The following is a 16,338-nucleotide window of genomic DNA, read 5'->3' as shown; positions in this document are numbered from 1 at the left end:
ACGGCCAGCACATATTTGAGATCGGCCGAGCCGTCCTCGCCCGGCGGCGTGCCGACCGCGATCATCTGGATCTCGCCATGCCTGACAGCGGCGGCGGCATCGGTGGTGAACTTGATGCGGCCGGCAGCATGGTTTTCCTTAACGAGGTTTTCCAAACCGGGTTCGAAAATGGGAACCAGGCCCTGGTTGAGCCGCTCGACCTTGGCGGCGTCGATGTCGACGCACACCACCTGGTGCCCGACTTCGGCAAGGACCGCAGCCTGCACGAGGCCGACATAGCCAATTCCAAACACCGTCAAATTCATTCGGTTTCATTCCCATGCAAGGCAGCGGACCGTTTTCGGTCCCGCCGGTTCAAATCGACTTTCCCAACTACTTTACACTGCATGCCAGCGATTCCGGAAATTGACAGGGTTCGCCGAGCGCCGTGAAGGCAACCCGCTCGATCTGCAGGGAAAGCTTGCGGCCCGGATCCGCGAACGCTCCCATCCAACCCTTCATCGTATCGCTGCCCCAAAAGCTGAAGAATATCTTCTGTGCATGGCTGGGCAGCTTCGCCGGGTCGGTAATCGTGTTCACCAGCTGGCCGTTGACGTACCATCGCAAGCTGTCCTTCTGCCAGACGAAGGCGTAGTCGTTGAAGGCGTTCTCCGTGCCGCCAGTCACGTCGACCAGCTTCTCGTTCTTGCCCTTGCCCGCGATATAGGCATTGACCTGCACCTTGGAGGTGTCCTTGGTCAGCACCTCGAAGTCGATCTCGTCCCAGGGCTGCTTGTCGCTGGGACCGATATAGGTGAAGAACGCCGCGTTGAGGCCGGAGCCGGTATCGGTCTTCAGCCGTGCCTCATAGGTGCCGTAGCCGAAGCGCTGCTTGGTCTGGATCTCGCCGCAGACGTAGTCGCGATCCTTCAGCGTCTGCTTTTCGAAGCCGAGCGACAGCACATTATTCGACAGTTCGACCATGCCTTTCGACCAGGTGCAATTCTGATGGCTGCCGTTGTTCCAGCCGTCGGAAACATACCAGCGCGCGCGATCGAAGCTTTTGAAATCATCGACGAAGGACGGCGATGTCGGAATGTCCTGGGCGTAGGAAGGCGTTGCCAGGAAACCACCGAGAGCAGCCAGCAGCAACGCACCGAGCGACCCCAGCCGTCGCCAGGCGGCTTGTCCGGTCCGATATGCGAGAGGCGGCGCGTCAATTGCCGTCGTAGGTTTCGGATTCGAATTCATATCAAACTCACCTTTGCGCTGTGTGTCCCCAACCCAAAGTCGACGTTCGACCGCTCCTGAACGGGCCAACCTTGACCTCCCCTCTGACCCTCTCGATTGCTTCCCGCCCTGCATCAAATCCGTTGCAACAGTTCCGAACCTTCACGTTCAACCTCTGCCGGCGCCTGCCGGCCAGGCGAATTCCGCCGAGGCGGCCGAATCGGCATCCTCGTCGAAGACCATATCCAGCGAATGACGGAGCTCTTTCATCATGCCGTCCTGGCGCGACAGCGCCGCAATGCGGCGTTCGCAATTCAGGATCGACTGTGTCAGTGCGCTGACTTCCGAAGACCGCTTGTCGGACGCTGAGCCGTTTTCCATGGCTTCGACCAGGAAGGCGGCGTTGGTCGACGTTGTCCGGTAGCGATTCTCAAGCCCGGTTCTCTCGGCCTCGATCTCGGCCGCAATCTGTTCGAACAGCTTTGCCAGACGATCAAGACGTGAAACATCGGCCTGCCGGTCGCGGGCCGGATCCCTTGATCTGAAACCGAATATCGAGGCCATGAACTCAGATTCCTGTCATCGCCGGCTTGTGGGCCGGGCTTCTGGCCGATCCCCGCAGCCGGGGCTCAAAAATTCGTGTTGCGTTGTCCTGCTCCTTTTGAGGGAGAGACATCGGACCAATCCGATCGGGGGCCAGTTCGGCTGGTCGTCCACTATGCTGCACCGCAACATAGACTGCCATCGTCGGAGCCGCGAGGCAACCACCCAATTCGTAAACTCATAAATCCGGCCGAAATGGTTTGCGTGATGACGTGCTGCGAGCGGACAAATCGCAAGCACCGGGGTCCGCTCTCAGCGTTCCTTGCCCGTGCTGGTTCCGGCCATCAGAAAGCGCAGCGGCGGCACAGGCTTTTGGCTGGACATAAGGCCGAGGCGACGAAACAGCGCCTCGAGCTTGTCGGAAGCCACGCCCTGGACGATGGGGACGAGGTTGGACAGGCTGGCGAAAGCGTAAGCCGCGGCCGATGCCAGCCCCCGCTCAGCCTTGACGTCAAGGAAATTGCGCAGCCGATATTTGTCGCGCACGTGCCGTTCATGCCGCCGCAGCACCGCCTTCGAGCCTTCCGGCAGACTGTCGATCGCCAGCAGCGCCAGATCCGCATCGGCCAAACGCTTCAGGTCCTGAGTCTTGTGGCGGCCGCTCAAAGAATCGGCGCGGACGACGGCGCCGTAGCCGCAGGAGCGAATAACCTTGAACCGCGCCCCGCATGCGACCGCGCGGGCGTAGAGTTCATAGTCCTCGCCCAGCCGCAGGCTCTCGTCGTAGCTCAACCCGTGGCGGTCGAGGAAGGCACGGCTGATCACCGGCTTCAAGAAGCCCAGTTCGCCCCTCTGCACGCGGCGCCTGGAGATGTTGCCTTCGACGAAGCGCTCGAAATCGAGGAATTCCGGATCGGCGGCAAATTGCGGCGCCACGATTTTCGTCGCGTCGCCCGTCGCATCATCCCTGATCAGCATGATGTTGTCGGCTGCGAAATCCCAATCGGCGCCGGCAAACAGGTTGCGAAACCGGCCTTCGAGGAAAAAATCGTCGGCATCAAGAATGCTGATGAACGGCGATTTCGAGCCGGCGATGGCTGCGTTGCGGGCAAAGGAGGGGCCGCGATTGACATTGAGGCGCATCACGGAGAGCCGCCCGCTGCCATCATCGGCGGATCGTGCGACATCGGCGGTGTGGTCGGTAGAGGCATCATCGACAACGACGACCTCCGCCACTTCCGGTTCGCGCAACGCGGATGCGATGGCGACGGCGATTGTCGCTGCCGCGTTTTTTGCCGCGATGATCACGCAGACCTCGGATTTCGTCATCGACATGGATTTGCCTCTCGTACAGGTAATATCGATTTGCCCTCGCCCCGTACTCCTTCGATGCCCTACAGAATTGCCATCAGCACCCAATTTGCCTTCATTCAGCGACTCCCCGGCCGCTCGAAGATGCGGCGGCTGATATCGGCGGACGCCGCCCAGCCGGCTTCGGCCAGATAGCGGACCGGCGCGCGGCCGCACAGTTCCCACAGCACCGTTCGCCGCTGTGGCCACCGCAGCGACGGCAGCCATGGCGCGATGACCATGCTGAGCAGATCCTCATTGCCGATGCGCGACAGGATCCTGGTCGCGCGCTGCGACAGCAGCGTGCCAGCGCCGCCGAGTAGCACATCGGCGGCGCGCAGGCCAAGCAGCAGCGTGTCGTCCAAACCTTGCACGGTTGCGGCATCGAGCAAACGCTGCTGATCCGCCTCGTCGAGGCGGGCGGCGCTGGCACCGATATCACAGACGTAGCCCGCGCAGGGTTCCCGGTTGAAAAGTGCCTTGGCGACGCTGATGCAGGACAAAAGCAAAGTATCGGCCACCGAGGTGAACGGCACCGTCGCACCGGCGATTTCGACCTGTCGCTTGCGCCGCAGAAACCCGTCCGCGTCGCGCGGGCTTGGCGAGCCGGGCTGCTGGAGGCGGTAGTGGAGATCTACCGTGGACGACCTCGGCCCGTCGTCCCGGGTCATGTGCTGTTCGCCGAGGAAGCGGACCCACCAGACGGAGTTCGACTTGCCTGATACCTCATAACCGATCTGGCGAAGCGCATCACGCGCCCTGAAAAATCCGAGCGGCGAAACCAGGATGTCGACATCGCCGGACGGCTTCATGAAGTGGTCGTCGTAGAGAAGCTGCTGCTGGAACGGACCCTTCAGAAAAACAAAATCGATCTCGCTGGCGCGCAGCACATCATGGACCGCCATGGAATCCATGATGCAGGACGCGTTCATCGAAACCGTCCTCCTGCGGTAGGTGTCGAGCCATCGGAAAAGCTCAGGCGGCCTCTCAAGCGCGGGTGCGCGCGAAAGGGCCTTGAGGACAAAGATGGCGACCTTGTTCAGCCTGGCGATGTCGGCAATTTTGGCACCGTCCAGATCACGCATCGAAATGCCGCCCGCGCCGGCGTGCGGTCCGGCGAAATACAATCGCAGGCAGGCCTGCACGTAGGCCACCTCGTCGGCACAGCCGGCGGCGCGCAATCGTTCGTATGAGCCGTCAGGCAAGGCCATTTAGCGCACAATCTCCCAAGAAAGCGGTTTGCGCGAACACTTATGCTGCATGTGCGAAGCAAACATCACCAAAAATCACGATGCCGTAAAGCCTTTCCTTTTGCAGTGCGAATTTTTGCAACCGAAGCGCCTATCGAGATCGCGTCGTAAAGAAGTGAGAACCGCGGCTGAAATATCCTTGCCAGGTCTTTTAGCCGATCCCCGGCCGAATTTTCCAAACAGAAAATTCTTTCCATTAGCGAAGCCTAAAAATAAGCACAAAGCGAACGACTTATGCAAGCAAAATCATATGCTTAAAGAATCAGCACAGGCGCCGCAATCATGCCCAAGGAATCGGCTAAAAAGTGACAAGTTTTAGGCATGGGCGCTCATGTCCTGACGCCAGCAACGTAATTGATTAACGGAAAGTAAAACAGTCTTGACTCATAAATGCTGCCGTGCAGCTATTGCATTGCAGCATAAAAGTGCTGACGGCACTCGACAGGCCGTTTCCAGTCCTAAATCGGAGAGTAAAATGGAACAGAATGTTGAAAAGCATGAATACGAGACACCAAGCCTGACGGTTCATGGTTCGATTGAGACCATCACCCAGGGTGGCGGCGGCAACACGGCGATCGACGCATCGTTCCCCGCGCACACGCCGATCGGCGACCTGACGTTCTCCTGAGACTTATAGCCGTTTCCAGAGTGACATTTTGGGACTCTGGATTCAAAAGCAGACGTAAGAGGGGTCGGGGGGCCAGCCTCCCGACTTCTCCTGCGCCAACCGGAGATGGTCGAAGCGTTTTGTCAGTGAGGTGCGGGGATGAACGGGAAGCAATCCGACCATGATCTGGCCGACCATGATAGCGTGAGTGCGACCAAGGATGCCGTGGCTTGCGAGTTCGGCGATGGCTTGGCGCTGCTCAATCTCAAATCCAATGTCTACTACAGCCTGAATGGCGTCGGCGCCTTCATCTGGGATTTGATCCAGGAGCCCCGGTCGATCGGCGACATCCGCAGCGCCGTGCTTGCGCGCTATAATGTCGACCCGGTGCGCTGCCAGGCCGATGTCGACGCATTGCTGAAGGGCCTGACCGATAATGGGCTTGCGAGACGGCATCATGAGGCACTTGTCTAAGTCGGCCCAGCACAAGGCGCTGGTTTCGCAGGCCATAGTTCCGCGGGCTCTGGTTTCGCGGGCCACGGCCTTACGGCAGGAACCCGCGAGGGAAACAGGCTTCAAGCAGTCGAAGCGCGGCGGAAGCCGGCACGGGCTGTTCAGGATTTTCTCCCTGAGCGGCTCGGAAATGATCTTCCTTGGCCATTGCCTGCTGGTGGTGGCGACAGTTCGGCTGGGGCTGACGCTGCTGTCCTACAATCGTGTACGCAGCCTGGTGACGCGCCTAGACGCGCGGCAGTGCGCTTCAATGGGCGAACTGCGGCGTGTCGCCTGGGGCGTTGCCGCCGCGGCCCGTTTCGTCCCTTACGCTACGTGCCTGACCCAGGCGCTCTCCGGCCAGTATATTCTCGCCCGCCAAGGCAATGAATCGACGATACGCATCGGCATCGAACGTGGTACGGGCGAGCAGTTGAAAGCACATGCCTGGCTGGTCAGCGACAACCATATCGTGCTTGGCGGATCGATCGACGGCTTCGCCCATCTCGTCGACCACGGCAGCCGATGAGCGGCGTCGCTGGAATCCTGCTGCGCGGAGCACACGCACCGGCGGTCGCGGCGGGAGACATTCAGCAAATGCTGGCGCGCATGCGCCATCGCGGTCCTGACGGCAGTTCTTGGTGGCTGGACACCAGCATCGCCCTTGCCCACGCCTGGCTCAACACATCGGATGAGGTCGGTCCAGGCCCTTTGACGATGGCTGGCGGCCGGCTCGCCATCACCGCCGATTGCCGGCTGGACAACCGTGACGAGTTGCTGGCCAGGCTCGGTATCCGCGACCAGTCGGTGGCCGACGCGATCGTGCTGATGCGGGCCTATCTGCGTTGGGGCGAAGCCTGTCCGGAGCATCTGCAAGGCGATTTCGCGTTCGCCATCTGGGATGACGAGCGGCAATCGCTGTTTTGCGCGCGCGATCATTTTGGCGTCAAGCCGTTCTACTACCACGCGGCGGACCGGCGTTTTGCCTTCGCGTCCGAGATCGGGCCGATCCTGGGCGTCGAAGGTATCCGCGCACGTGTCAGCGAGCGCCAGATCTCCGGCTTCCTGGCCGGGCTTCCCGACGACCCGCAGTCGACCCCCTACAGCGATATATTCAGCCTGCCGGCCCGCCACAGCCTGACCGTCACCGCGCAACAGGTGATGTTGCGTCGATACTGGCAGATCGAGCCGTCGGCGCGGCCCTTGCGGTCGGATGCATCGGAGGAATTCGCCCATCTGTTCTCGCAATCGGTGCGCAACCGCATGCGAGGGACCTCGGCAGTCGGCGCAATGCTGAGCGGCGGTCTCGATTCCTCATCTATCGCCTGTGTCGCCGGCCTGCAGAATGCCGCTGCGCGCAAGCCGAAGCTGCCGACCTTCTCGCTGGTTTTCGAGAAGGGCTCGCCGATGGACGAGCGGCCCTTCATCGATGCCGTTCTCGACCAGCAGAAGGTCGACGCGACACTGATCCCGGTCGGCAACTATGCCCCATTCGCCGAATTCGAACGCGTGCTGGAAGAACAGGAAGGAACGTTCCTGGCGCCGGGCCTGACGCTCACCCGCGGTGTCTACCGGACTGCCGGCGCTAAGGGCATCAAGGTGCTGCTGGACGGCCATGGCGGCGACGAGGTCGTTTCCCAAGGCCATGGTCACCTGCACGAGCTTGCGAATGGCGGCCGATGGATGGATCTGTGGCGCGAGGTCCGCAGCGCCTCCAATACCTATGGCGACAGCACGCTTGGCCTTTATCTCCAGTTCCTGACCCTCTACGGGCCGGCCTGGCGCATCGCCAAGCTGAGGCATCTGGCCAACCGTGCCCTGAACAGGATCCGCAAGCCCGCGCACGTGCAGCGCGCACGAAGCTGGCGCGACCTGATCAATCCGGACCTTGCCAAGCGCACCGAGCTTGTCGACCGGTTTCACCGGGCCGGCTATATGCCGCCCGGCGTTCAGGCCAGCGACGCCTTGAGCCATCGCTGGATCCTGTCGAACGGCTATGTCCCGCATGCTTTCGAGGTTCTCGACAAGGCCGCCGCCAATTTCGGCGTCGAGCCGCGATACCCTTTCTGGGACAAGCCGCTGGTCGAGTTCTGCCTGGCATTGCCGGGCGAGGAGAAGCTGAGCCACGGCTTTGGTCGCTATGTGCTGCGTCGCGCCATGCAAGGCGTATTGCCGGAGGCGGTGCAGTGGCGACGCGACAAGATCGACTTCACCGCCAATCTCGTCAACGGCATGCTGCGCAATCATCGCGACCTCCTGGAACAGCTGCTGGTCTCGGATGCAGGCCGCATCGCGCCTTATGTCAATCTGCCGCAAGTGAGTGCTGCCTATGCGCGACTGCTGCGCCAGCCCGATCAGGCAGCCCCCCTGGATGTTCAGTATGTCTGGCGCTCGGCCTCGCTGTCGCTCTGGCTGCGGCAACTCCAGCACGGCGGGAGCCCCACGTGATGCCGCGCAACGAGCCGATGGCCGCATACAGTGATAATCCCCGTCCGCATGGCCGGGCCATGCGAGAACGCCGCTTCTACCGCGCCTATGGTCTGACCATCGCGTCGGAGGTGATGTTACCCGAACTGCAGCCGGCGCCGCCCGGGGCGGCGGATGTCGTGATCGCCGTCGGCGCGATCGACCTGCCAAAGCCGGCGCCCGAAGCCGCGACCGACTTTCGCTTCGAGGCGGACCGGCAATATCTGGCCTGGCATGCCGTGGGTGCGTTCCTGATCACCGATTCCAACCGTATCGACATTGAACCGGCGCCCGGCGTCGACGACGCGCTGCTGGCGTTTCCGCTGCTCGGCCCGGTCATGGCGCTGCTCTTGCACCGGCGCGGCCTGCTTGTCCTGCATGCCAGCGCCATCGCCGCCGCCGGAACGAGCGCCATCTTCATGGGTGACAAGGGTGCCGGCAAGTCGACGACCGCAAGTGCGATGATCCGGGCCGGGCATCGACTGCTTACCGATGACGTGGTGGCGCTGGACCTCGCCAATCCGAGTGAGCCAATGACCGTTCCGGGCTTTCCGCAGATCAAGCTGGCGGCCGACGCCGCGGCGGCGATCTCGCTCGGGGAAGCGGAAGTGCGGCCGCAAGTGCATCCGGCGATCGACAAGATGCAGCATCGCCTGAACGGTGACTTTTCGGGCGACAAGGTGCCGGCGACCAGGATCTATATCCTCGAGCGCGGCGAAAGGGCTGGCATCACGCCCTTGCCCGCCATTGCCGCCCTGCCGGCCATCATCAAATTCTCCTATGTGACGCGCTTCGGCCGCGCGGCCCTCCCCGACGACTTCGCGGCGGCGCATCTTCAGCAATGTTCATGGATTGCTAACCATATCGGCGTGTACCGGCTGGAAGTCCCGACGGGCCTGGACAGGATCGGCGAAGCCGTGGAGCTGATCGAAAAGGATCTGTCGGCTGGCAACCGGCGGTCGTGAGCGCAACCATGTCGAAGCCCCCAATCCTTCGCCTGTCGCTGTTTCGAGAAATTGCCGCATTCGGCGCGGCCATTGCCCGGATCGGCGGCCGGCGAACATGGACGGCGCTTTTCTTCCTCATCCTCGGCAGCCTGACCGAGGGCATCTCCATCCTGCTGCTCATCCCGCTGCTGCATCTGGTCGGACGCGCCGACCAGGATTTCGCTGTTCGGCTGCCCAACAATGATTTCGTGCGCTGGCTGGTGCCTGACGGCACGCTGCAACTGACGACCGTGCTTTGCGCGCTGGTCGGGCTTGTTGCAGCGCAGGCGGCGTTCAATCGCTTCAAATCGGTCTACATGGCCAAATTGCTGTTCGATTTCGTCAACCGCGTTCGCATGAACCTGTTCGAAAGCATCGGCAAGGCGCGCTGGGGCGTTTTTACCCGCATGCGCAGTTCCGACCTCGATCATGCCCTGACCGGCGACATCGACCGCGTCCAGGGCGCGGCGTTCTCACTGCTGATGCTGGTGCAGATCGCCGTTCTTCTGGCTGGCTATCTCCTGGTTTCCATGTTCATCTCGCCGGTCATGACGCTGTTTGCCGTCGTCATCGGCATGCTGATGTTCGTGGCGCTGCAGCCCTTCCGGACACGGGCCACTGCCTTCGGCCGTGTGCTGACCGCCAATCGACAGGATCAGTACCGGACGGTCTCGGAATTTCTCGGCGGCATCAAGGTGGCCAAGAGCCTGAACGTCGAGGACAGCTATTTCGCGCAGCTGCGGTCGACGCTTGAGAAGATGAAGGCCGACAACATCGACTATGTGCGCAACAGCACCATCGGCACCGCGGTATTCCAAGTGGCGAGCGTGGTGGGCCTGAGCCTGTTCATCTATGTGGCTTTGGTTCGCTTCAACCTGTCGCTGGCCGAGATCGTCGTCCTGCTCCTGGTCTTCATGCGCATCGCGCCGCGCTTCATGGACATGCAGACGCAAGCCCAGCAAGTGCTGATCAACCTGCCCGCCTTTACGGCAATGCGCAGCCTGCAGGCACGTTTCGATGCCGAACGCGAACCAGGCCATACCGAGTTCGCCGACGCCGGGACACTCTCCCTCAATACGGGATTGAATATTCGCGGTGTCTCCTTCGCCTATGGAGATGCTGGCGACAAGGTGGTGGTGAGCGGCATCACCTTCGGCCTGCCGGCCGGCAAGGTCACCGCCCTTATCGGCCCGTCCGGATCGGGCAAGAGCACGATCGCCGATATGCTGCTTGGCCTGCTGGAGCCCACCACCGGCATGATGCTTGTCGACGGCGTCGAGATCGATGCCAGCAATCGCCGTCGCTGGCGCGACCAGGTGGCCTATGTGCCGCAGGACGTGTTCCTCCTGCACGACACGATCGCGGCGAACCTGCGCCTTGCCGCGCCACGGGCCAGCGATGGCGATCTGTGGGCCGCGCTGCATCAGGCGCACGCCGGCGAGTTTGTCGAACGGCTCGACCTCAGGCTCGAGACGGTGGTCGGCGATCGCGGCGTGCGGCTCTCGGGCGGCGAACGCCAGCGCATCGCGCTCGCGCGCGCGCTGCTGCGCAAGCCGTCACTGCTCATCCTGGACGAGGCGACCAGCGCGCTCGACTGGCAGAACCAGTCGCTGATCGCCAGGTCGATCGACGGATTGCGCGGCACGATGACGATCCTGACCATCGCGCACCGGCCGTCGATGATTGCCTTCGCCGACTGGGTGGTGGCGATGGAAAACGGCCGTATCGTCGAGGTCGGCCAATATCAGCGGCTGAAGGAAAAAACCGGCAGCCGGTTGTCGAGGATGCTGTCGGGGGAACAGTCAGAGAGCGAACCCGCCGATGTCGCGTGAGCCGGCGACCAAGACGCGCCGAAACGGATTCACGCGGCGCCTAGTCTCTTGTTTCGAAGCATGCGTCCGAACCGGGGGCAGGTTTGAGCAATCTGCATCAATGCAGGCCGCGCCTGGCACCGCCCAGCTTCTCGCTTTCGGCGACCTCTGGTGCGTTCAGTTTGCGCTCGGCGTCACGGGCTATGTCGGCAGGCGTCGGCGCGCTCCTGGCGATCATGGTGTAGATGAGCACGAAATAGCCGGCCTGAATGATCACGGCGCAGATGATGACGCGCACCAATATCGTGCCTATCGACGCTCCGCCCAGCCAGGACCAGCCGACGACGATCGCCAGAGCGAAAATCATCCCGAGGATGAATTTTGGAAGTGCCATACCCAACAGCCCATAAACCGGCTCGGGTATTATCACGATTGCCCCACCCGAGCGCCGTCCCTTGTCATGTGGGCTTGTTAAGGTCGCCCACTCTCGACCGGTTGCTTCCGGCCTTTTCCACCTGTCGTCACCGTGACAGGTATAATTTGCAATTCTATTAAGGCGAGCAATAGGCGGCAAGGGCAACTTCGGATATTTTTGATCGAGCTTTTGCGATCGACTCTGCCATGCTGCAATGCACGCAACGGGAGCTAAGCCGATCTCCTCTCCTCGGCATTTTCCAGTAAGATAGACAATATTAAGTAGTAGTTTATACGGTTTTCACCAAGCATCAGGGCATGATAAAGCACTAATTTTCAGCTTGCCTTGGCAAATAGGTAGGTCCGCCTAAAAACCGCCCCACAAAGGCCTCTATTTTTTCGGCCGTGCCCATTTATTGTCACAAATGTGCTAAATACGCCGAAATTTGTGCATGACAAGCTTATTATTTAGTCAATTCATGACGTGACTATTTCAATGGGGTGGTAAATTGTGTGTTGCGCTGCAACATTTTTTTGGTATCGTGCGCTGAACCATTCGTTCAACGCATGGAGTTTACGGCATGAGGGACGTTGCCAAGTCGGCCACGGCGAGCTTTTCGCAGGCTGACATCGATTTTCCGCCACCGATCGGCGGCTTGCTCAAACGCAGCTTCGATATCGCCGGTTCACTGATTGGACTGATCGCACTCAGCCCGCTGTTTGTCATGATAGCGCTGCTGGTCAAGTTTTCCGACGGCGGCTCGATTTTCTACGGTCACAGGCGAATTGGACGCGGCGGGCGGATTTTTCCTTGCCTGAAGTTCCGCACCATGGTTCCGGACGGCGACAGGGTATTGGCAACCTATCTCGCCACCAACCCGGACGCCAACGCGGAATGGATCGCCACCCGCAAGCTGAAGAACGATCCGCGCGTTACCCGTGTCGGAGCTGTGCTGAGGAAACTCAGCCTCGACGAGCTGCCGCAGATCATCAACATCCTGCAGGGCGACATGAGCCTTGTCGGCCCTCGTCCGGTCGTGCGCGACGAGCTGGAGATCTATGGCACGTCCGCCGTCTATTACCTGAAATCCCGCCCGGGCCTGACCGGCCTGTGGCAAGTCAGCGGCCGCAACGATGTGTCCTATGACAGCCGCGTCGCCTTCGATCGCCACTATGTCGAGAACTGGTCGCTGTTCGAGGACGTTCGCATCATCATCAAGACCGTCCCGGCCGTCTGGATGTCGCGTGGTTCTTACTGACCGGCCGGTGGCCAATGCCAGACATTGGCATCGGCCATTCGACGCAAGCTCATCGGGCGATGGGGCTATAGCGGATCGGAACGTTGAGTTGAAAACAGATTTGTTCGAAGCCTTTCGCAGCGGCCCGGATTCCGGCCGGCTGCGGCGGGCGCGTTTGCTGGCCACATGCCTTGCCATGGCGCTCGTCGTCCCGCACATCGCCGCCGCCGGCGACTATCGCCTCGGCTCGCAAGACAAGCTCACCATCCGCGTCGCCGAATGGCAGACAGTCGAAGGCACATTTCGTGATTGGTCGGCGGTGAATGGCGAGTACACGGTCGGTCCATCCGGTACGCTGTCGGTGCCGTTCGCCGGCGAGTTGCCGGCATCCGGCAAGACCACGTCCGAAATCGCGGCGGCGATCGGCGAGGCGCTGCAGAAAAAGCTCGCTTTGTCGGACCGACCGGAAGCCTCGGTCGAGATGGCGCAGTTCCGGCCCTTCTACATTTCGGGCGAAGTCCAGAACCCAGGCCAATTTCCTTATGTCCCGGACCTGACGGTGTTGAAGGCAATCAGCGTCGCCGGCGGCATCAGGCGCAACGCCGACTACGGCCCCCAGCTCGGCAAGGACCTGGTCACCGCCAAGGGCATGTTCGACATCTCCGACGACCAGCGCATCCGACTGATCGTAAGGCGCGCCCGCATCGATGCGGATATGGCCGGCAAAGCGAGTTTCGACGTGCCGAAGGAGGTCGAGGGCGATCCGAGACTGCCGGCCATCGTGGCGGACGAGATGACGATTCTGACGGCCGACCAAAAGGCGCTGAAGCTGAAACTCGAGGCGCTCGACGACCTGAAGGGGGTTTTGGAATCTGAAATCGAGTCGCTGCAGAAGAAGATCGTCAATCAGCAGCAGCAGGTCGACTTGGCGCAGCAGCAACTCGCCAGCATCGGTCCGCTGGCGCAAAAAGGCCTGATCGCCAATGCCCGGCTGCTGGATTCGCGCCAGTCCGTGGCCGACCTGCAGGGCAAGATCCTGGACTACGAAACCGCCATCCTCACCGCCAAGCAGGCGATCAGCAAGGCGAAGCAGGATGCTATCGATGCCCAGAACACCTTGAGTTCAAGTCTCGCCACTGACCGGCAGCAGACCGAGGCCGACCTGAACGAGGCCGCGTTGAAGGTGAACATGCAGAAAGGCCTGATAGCCCAGGCCAGCGATCCCGCGATGGCGGCCGCTATGACAAATGATCAGCAGCCGACCCTGCTCTATTCACTGGTGCGCAATGTCGACGGCAAGACCACCGAAATAGCCGCCAAGGAAGAAACTCCGGTGCTGCCTGGCGATGTGATCAAGATTAAGCTGGCGCCGCTGGCCAGCCAATAGACCGACTTCCAACACGATCCAGTGTTTCGAGCCAGAGCCTCACCCGACAAATCGGGATGAGGCTCTGGCTCAGTTGTTTGAACATCTCCCTGCGGAAACCATAATAGCCGTCTCGGGATCGAGGCTTCCCGTCCGAGCACATGCTTGCTCAAAAAAGGAAGGCCGCTCCCTTCAGCCCGCGAGATGATAGTTTATGAGGGACCGGCGCCCGCCGGATGGCCGGCATACCGAGGCCAGTCAGTCTCGCCCCCGGCCGCGTCAGCCGGCTCCAGAGCCGGTGACCGCCGCCTGCGGGTAACGGGCAGCCGCGCCAGCTTGAAGAAGCTGAAATACATCAGGAAAGAACCCATGATGTAGGGGTTGAGTATCTCGACCTCGACGAAGGAGCGGATCAGCAGCAGCACCATCACGCCGAAAAGGATCACCGAGTCCGCCTGCCATGCCTTGAAGATAACCGCCGAGACGTGGCCGTAGAGCGTGCGCAGCATGATCAGCGACACCAGCGTCGCTCCGACGAAGCCGAGTTCGACGAGGGCCTCGATATAGGTGTTGTGGAAGTGGAAGCCGGTGCGGGTGGTGATGTAGAATTCGTTCCACAGCCGCTCGGCTTCAGCGAAGCCCTGCACCCAATAGGCGGCATAGCCGACGCCGAGAATCGGCGATTTCTGGACCGTGTTCCAGCCTTGCTCCCACAGATAGGTTCGCCCGGTGAGCGTCGAATCCTTGCCGAAGAGGCCGAGGACGAAGTCCATCAGCCCGAGATTCAAGGCGACGAAGGCCGTCACGACCAGCAGGCCGGCGCCGATCAGGAAGATGACCCGGCGATAGCGGCGTGACAGAAGTTTGCTCATCGCAAGAAGCGCCACCAGCGCCAGAACCGCGGGTATCGAGGCCATCGAGGTGGCGGAATGCGAGGCGACCAGGACATAGGCCGACAGCAGCACGACGGGCACCGCCAGGATGAAGCTGAGCCGGCCGCGCCTGTAGAAGGCAAGGAAGACAACGCAGAAATAGATGCCGAGCGAGCCGACAAAGCCGATCTGGTTCTTGGAGGCGAAGGCGCCGACGAAGTTCACGGTGCCGTCGAGGACATCCTCGGAATAACTCCCGACCTTCAGCGAATAGAGAAGGACGACGAATATTCCGATCAGCGCCCCTATGGTCAGCGTGCGCACGCTGACGGTGCGCGCAGCTACGTAGGCGCAGGCAATATGGGAAAAATACTGGACCGACGTCCTTGCGGTGACGCCGGGAGCCTGTGACCAGAAAACCGAGAAGCAGATATAGGCCGCAAACAGCAGCGGCAGCCAGGCGCTGGACAGATGCCGCAGAAACCGCCGGTAGTCGACCAGGATGAGCGGAAGCCAGACCGCATAATAGGCCAGGATCAAGATTTGGCCGAAGATGACCGAATAAGAAAACGCCCAGATCGAAACGGCTACGGCAAAGGCGCCATAGACCGAATTCTTCTCGGGATCGATAAGCAGGGACTTTGGAATCTTCATCTCAGGGTTCCGCCGACACGACCCAGGGCCGGCAAGCCATGAGCCGGCCGGAATCTTCGCAAATATGGGCGTGCAATAAACGGCGTCTCCATTGTGCAGTGCAATATAACCTATTGCGCCCGGCGCTCAATGGCAAATCCGGTCACCTTGTCTTACAGCGAGGCATCTGCGGAGAGATCAGCCGCTACCAAAGCGCTCCGCCGGTGATCTGGATGTTCTCCATGGTGATGCCCTTGGCGAGATCCGAGCACAGGAAGACCGCCAGTGCGGCAATCTCCTGCGGCTGCAGCATGCGCTGCTGCGGGTTGCCTTTGGCGATCTCGGCCATCGCTTCCTCAGCGGTGCGCCCCTTGCCTTCGCGCTCGACGACCTGCGCCACATTGCGGCGCATCAGTTCGGTCTCGACCCAGGTCGGGCTGATCATGACGCAGGTGACGCCATGCGCTGCCCCCTCCAGCGCCACGCAGCGCGTGAGGCCGAGAAGGCCGGCCTTGGACGCGCAGTAGGCTGGGTTGTCCTTCCAGCCGACCGAGGCGGCGGTTGAGCCGATGTTGACGATGCGGCCCCACCCGCGTTCGATCATGCCCGGCAGTACCGCACGCGTGACGCGGAAGGCGCCCGTCAGGTTGGTATCGACGATCTTGTCCCATAGCGCGTCGGAATGGCCGCAGACCGGCTGCTCCGCGGTCGTCCCAGCGGCATTGACCAGGATATCGGCGGGGCCGATGGCCGCCTCGGCGTCAGCCGCGAACCGATTGGCGACGTCGCTGTCGCGAACGTCGAGGTGTGCGGCGTGAACCCTCGTTCCGTGGGCGGTAAGGGCCGCACGCACGCGCTCGATCTCGTCCGCGCCGGGATAATAGGCGGCATCGGACCTGTCGGCGCCGGCCGGCGCGATGTAGGAGCCGACGGCGACGTTCGCGCCGGCTTCAGCCAAAGCCGTGGCAATGGCAAAGCCCATGCCCGAGAACCCACCGGTAACGATGGCGCTACGGCCGGAAAGGTTGTTCATGGCGCACGGTCTCCACTTCGTTCCGGGCAGGCAATCAGGCCTGACCGTATTTGGCAATCACACCGGCG

General features: G+C 61.5%; 16 protein-coding genes. 8 read left to right on the top strand and 8 right to left on the bottom strand.

The window, feature by feature from the left end; genetic code table 11:
* The 5 genes from EOD15_RS03750 to EOD15_RS03730 form a co-directional block, all read right to left on the bottom strand.
* Positions 1 to 305: 3-hydroxyacyl-CoA dehydrogenase NAD-binding domain-containing protein (locus EOD15_RS03750; RefSeq protein ID WP_148129491.1), on the bottom strand; the 305-nt coding region annotated here is incomplete at its 3' end.
* 67 nt (positions 306 to 372) lie between these two features.
* Complete coding sequence (locus EOD15_RS03745; RefSeq protein WP_127322327.1) at positions 373 to 1,230, bottom strand: family 16 glycosylhydrolase; 858 nt, start codon at positions 1,228 to 1,230, stop codon at positions 373 to 375.
* Between the two features lie 147 nt (positions 1,231 to 1,377).
* Positions 1,378 to 1,773 carry a hypothetical protein gene (locus EOD15_RS03740; protein ID WP_127322326.1) on the bottom strand — a complete coding sequence of 132 codons (396 nt, stop codon included), beginning with the start codon at positions 1,771 to 1,773 and terminating at the stop codon, positions 1,378 to 1,380.
* Positions 1,774 to 2,064: 291 nt separating this feature from the next.
* Positions 2,065 to 3,087 (bottom strand): glycosyltransferase, encoded by a 1,023-nt coding sequence (locus EOD15_RS03735; RefSeq protein ID WP_127408298.1) that lies wholly within the window; start codon positions 3,085 to 3,087, stop codon positions 2,065 to 2,067.
* Between the two features lie 95 nt (positions 3,088 to 3,182).
* Complete coding sequence (locus EOD15_RS03730) at positions 3,183 to 4,313, bottom strand: nucleotidyltransferase family protein (protein ID WP_127321377.1); 1,131 nt, start codon at positions 4,311 to 4,313, stop codon at positions 3,183 to 3,185.
* A 514-nt stretch (positions 4,314 to 4,827) separates the two neighbouring features.
* Between EOD15_RS03730 and EOD15_RS03725 the strand changes: the two genes are divergently transcribed.
* The 6 genes from EOD15_RS03725 (at position 4,828) to EOD15_RS03700 (ending at position 10,735) form a co-directional block, all read left to right on the top strand.
* A complete protein-coding gene (locus tag EOD15_RS03725) occupies positions 4,828 to 4,980 on the top strand; it encodes a lasso peptide (RefSeq protein ID WP_013891488.1) in 153 nt (50 codons plus the stop codon).
* Between the two features lie 138 nt (positions 4,981 to 5,118).
* Complete coding sequence (locus tag EOD15_RS03720; RefSeq protein WP_127267623.1) at positions 5,119 to 5,433, top strand: PqqD family protein; 315 nt, start codon at positions 5,119 to 5,121, stop codon at positions 5,431 to 5,433.
* Complete coding sequence (locus EOD15_RS03715; protein ID WP_127321376.1) at positions 5,417 to 5,980, top strand: lasso peptide biosynthesis B2 protein; 564 nt, start codon at positions 5,417 to 5,419, stop codon at positions 5,978 to 5,980. The genes EOD15_RS03720 and EOD15_RS03715 overlap by 17 nt, the downstream gene beginning before the upstream one ends.
* Positions 5,977 to 7,899, top strand: coding sequence for a lasso peptide isopeptide bond-forming cyclase (locus EOD15_RS03710; protein ID WP_127321375.1), 1,923 nt, complete (start codon positions 5,977 to 5,979; stop codon positions 7,897 to 7,899). Before EOD15_RS03715 ends, EOD15_RS03710 begins: the two co-directional genes overlap by 4 nt.
* Complete coding sequence (locus tag EOD15_RS03705) at positions 7,896 to 8,882, top strand: serine kinase (RefSeq protein WP_127321374.1); 987 nt, start codon at positions 7,896 to 7,898, stop codon at positions 8,880 to 8,882. The genes EOD15_RS03710 and EOD15_RS03705 overlap by 4 nt, the downstream gene beginning before the upstream one ends.
* A gap of 8 nt (positions 8,883 to 8,890) precedes the next feature.
* A complete protein-coding gene (locus tag EOD15_RS03700; protein ID WP_127408297.1) occupies positions 8,891 to 10,735 on the top strand; it encodes an ABC transporter ATP-binding protein in 1,845 nt (614 codons plus the stop codon).
* Between the two features lie 97 nt (positions 10,736 to 10,832).
* Here the strand turns inward: EOD15_RS03700 and EOD15_RS03695 are convergent, their stop codons facing one another.
* On the bottom strand, positions 10,833 to 11,108 hold the full coding sequence (locus EOD15_RS03695; protein WP_023811582.1) for a hypothetical protein: 276 nt from the start codon (positions 11,106 to 11,108) through the stop codon (positions 10,833 to 10,835).
* 601 nt (positions 11,109 to 11,709) lie between these two features.
* On the opposite strand from EOD15_RS03695, the gene EOD15_RS03690 reads away from it, so the two are divergent.
* A complete protein-coding gene (locus EOD15_RS03690; RefSeq protein ID WP_023811581.1) occupies positions 11,710 to 12,387 on the top strand; it encodes a sugar transferase in 678 nt (225 codons plus the stop codon).
* Positions 12,388 to 12,487: 100 nt separating this feature from the next.
* Positions 12,488 to 13,753, top strand: a complete 1,266-nt coding sequence (locus tag EOD15_RS03685; protein WP_164761652.1) for a polysaccharide biosynthesis/export family protein — start codon at positions 12,488 to 12,490, stop codon at positions 13,751 to 13,753.
* Between the two features lie 191 nt (positions 13,754 to 13,944).
* Here EOD15_RS03685 and EOD15_RS03680 read toward each other — a convergent pair whose 3' ends face one another.
* Together EOD15_RS03680 and EOD15_RS03675 are read right to left on the bottom strand one after the other, a co-directional pair.
* Positions 13,945 to 15,258 carry an O-antigen ligase gene (locus EOD15_RS03680; protein ID WP_127319701.1) on the bottom strand — a complete coding sequence of 438 codons (1,314 nt, stop codon included), beginning with the start codon at positions 15,256 to 15,258 and terminating at the stop codon, positions 13,945 to 13,947.
* A 184-nt stretch (positions 15,259 to 15,442) separates the two neighbouring features.
* The gene (locus EOD15_RS03675; protein WP_127319703.1) at positions 15,443 to 16,270 is read right to left on the bottom strand and encodes an SDR family NAD(P)-dependent oxidoreductase; all 828 of its coding nucleotides are present in this window, start codon (positions 16,268 to 16,270) and stop codon (positions 15,443 to 15,445) included.
* Positions 16,271 to 16,338 lie beyond the last annotated feature (68 nt).

Source organism: Mesorhizobium sp. M7A.T.Ca.US.000.02.2.1 (genome assembly GCF_003996995.1).
Classification (GTDB): Bacteria; Pseudomonadota; Alphaproteobacteria; order Rhizobiales; family Rhizobiaceae; genus Mesorhizobium.
Note: the sequence above shows the minus strand (reverse complement) of the source record. Positions and strands in the feature narration are given on the sequence as shown.

Bases quoted from the DNA above. Each gene is read 5' to 3' on its own strand.
- EOD15_RS03730 (WP_127321377.1), bottom strand. From the start codon at position 4,313: ATGGCCTTGCCTGACGGCTCATACGAACGATTGCGCGCCGCCGGCTGT.
- EOD15_RS03720 (WP_127267623.1), top strand. From the start codon at position 5,119: ATGAACGGGAAGCAATCCGACCATGATCTGGCCGACCATGATAGCGTG.
- EOD15_RS03735 (WP_127408298.1), bottom strand. From the start codon at position 3,087: ATGTCGATGACGAAATCCGAGGTCTGCGTGATCATCGCGGCAAAAAAC.
- EOD15_RS03715 (WP_127321376.1), top strand. From the start codon at position 5,417: ATGAGGCACTTGTCTAAGTCGGCCCAGCACAAGGCGCTGGTTTCGCAG.
- EOD15_RS03680 (WP_127319701.1), bottom strand. From the start codon at position 15,258: ATGAAGATTCCAAAGTCCCTGCTTATCGATCCCGAGAAGAATTCGGTC.
- EOD15_RS03725 (WP_013891488.1), top strand. From the start codon at position 4,828: ATGGAACAGAATGTTGAAAAGCATGAATACGAGACACCAAGCCTGACG.
- EOD15_RS03690 (WP_023811581.1), top strand. From the start codon at position 11,710: ATGAGGGACGTTGCCAAGTCGGCCACGGCGAGCTTTTCGCAGGCTGAC.
- EOD15_RS03675 (WP_127319703.1), bottom strand. From the start codon at position 16,270: ATGAACAACCTTTCCGGCCGTAGCGCCATCGTTACCGGTGGGTTCTCG.
- EOD15_RS03740 (WP_127322326.1), bottom strand. From the start codon at position 1,773: ATGGCCTCGATATTCGGTTTCAGATCAAGGGATCCGGCCCGCGACCGG.
- EOD15_RS03710 (WP_127321375.1), top strand. From the start codon at position 5,977: ATGAGCGGCGTCGCTGGAATCCTGCTGCGCGGAGCACACGCACCGGCG.
- EOD15_RS03745 (WP_127322327.1), bottom strand. From the start codon at position 1,230: ATGAATTCGAATCCGAAACCTACGACGGCAATTGACGCGCCGCCTCTC.
- EOD15_RS03700 (WP_127408297.1), top strand. From the start codon at position 8,891: ATGTCGAAGCCCCCAATCCTTCGCCTGTCGCTGTTTCGAGAAATTGCC.
- EOD15_RS03695 (WP_023811582.1), bottom strand. From the start codon at position 11,108: ATGGCACTTCCAAAATTCATCCTCGGGATGATTTTCGCTCTGGCGATC.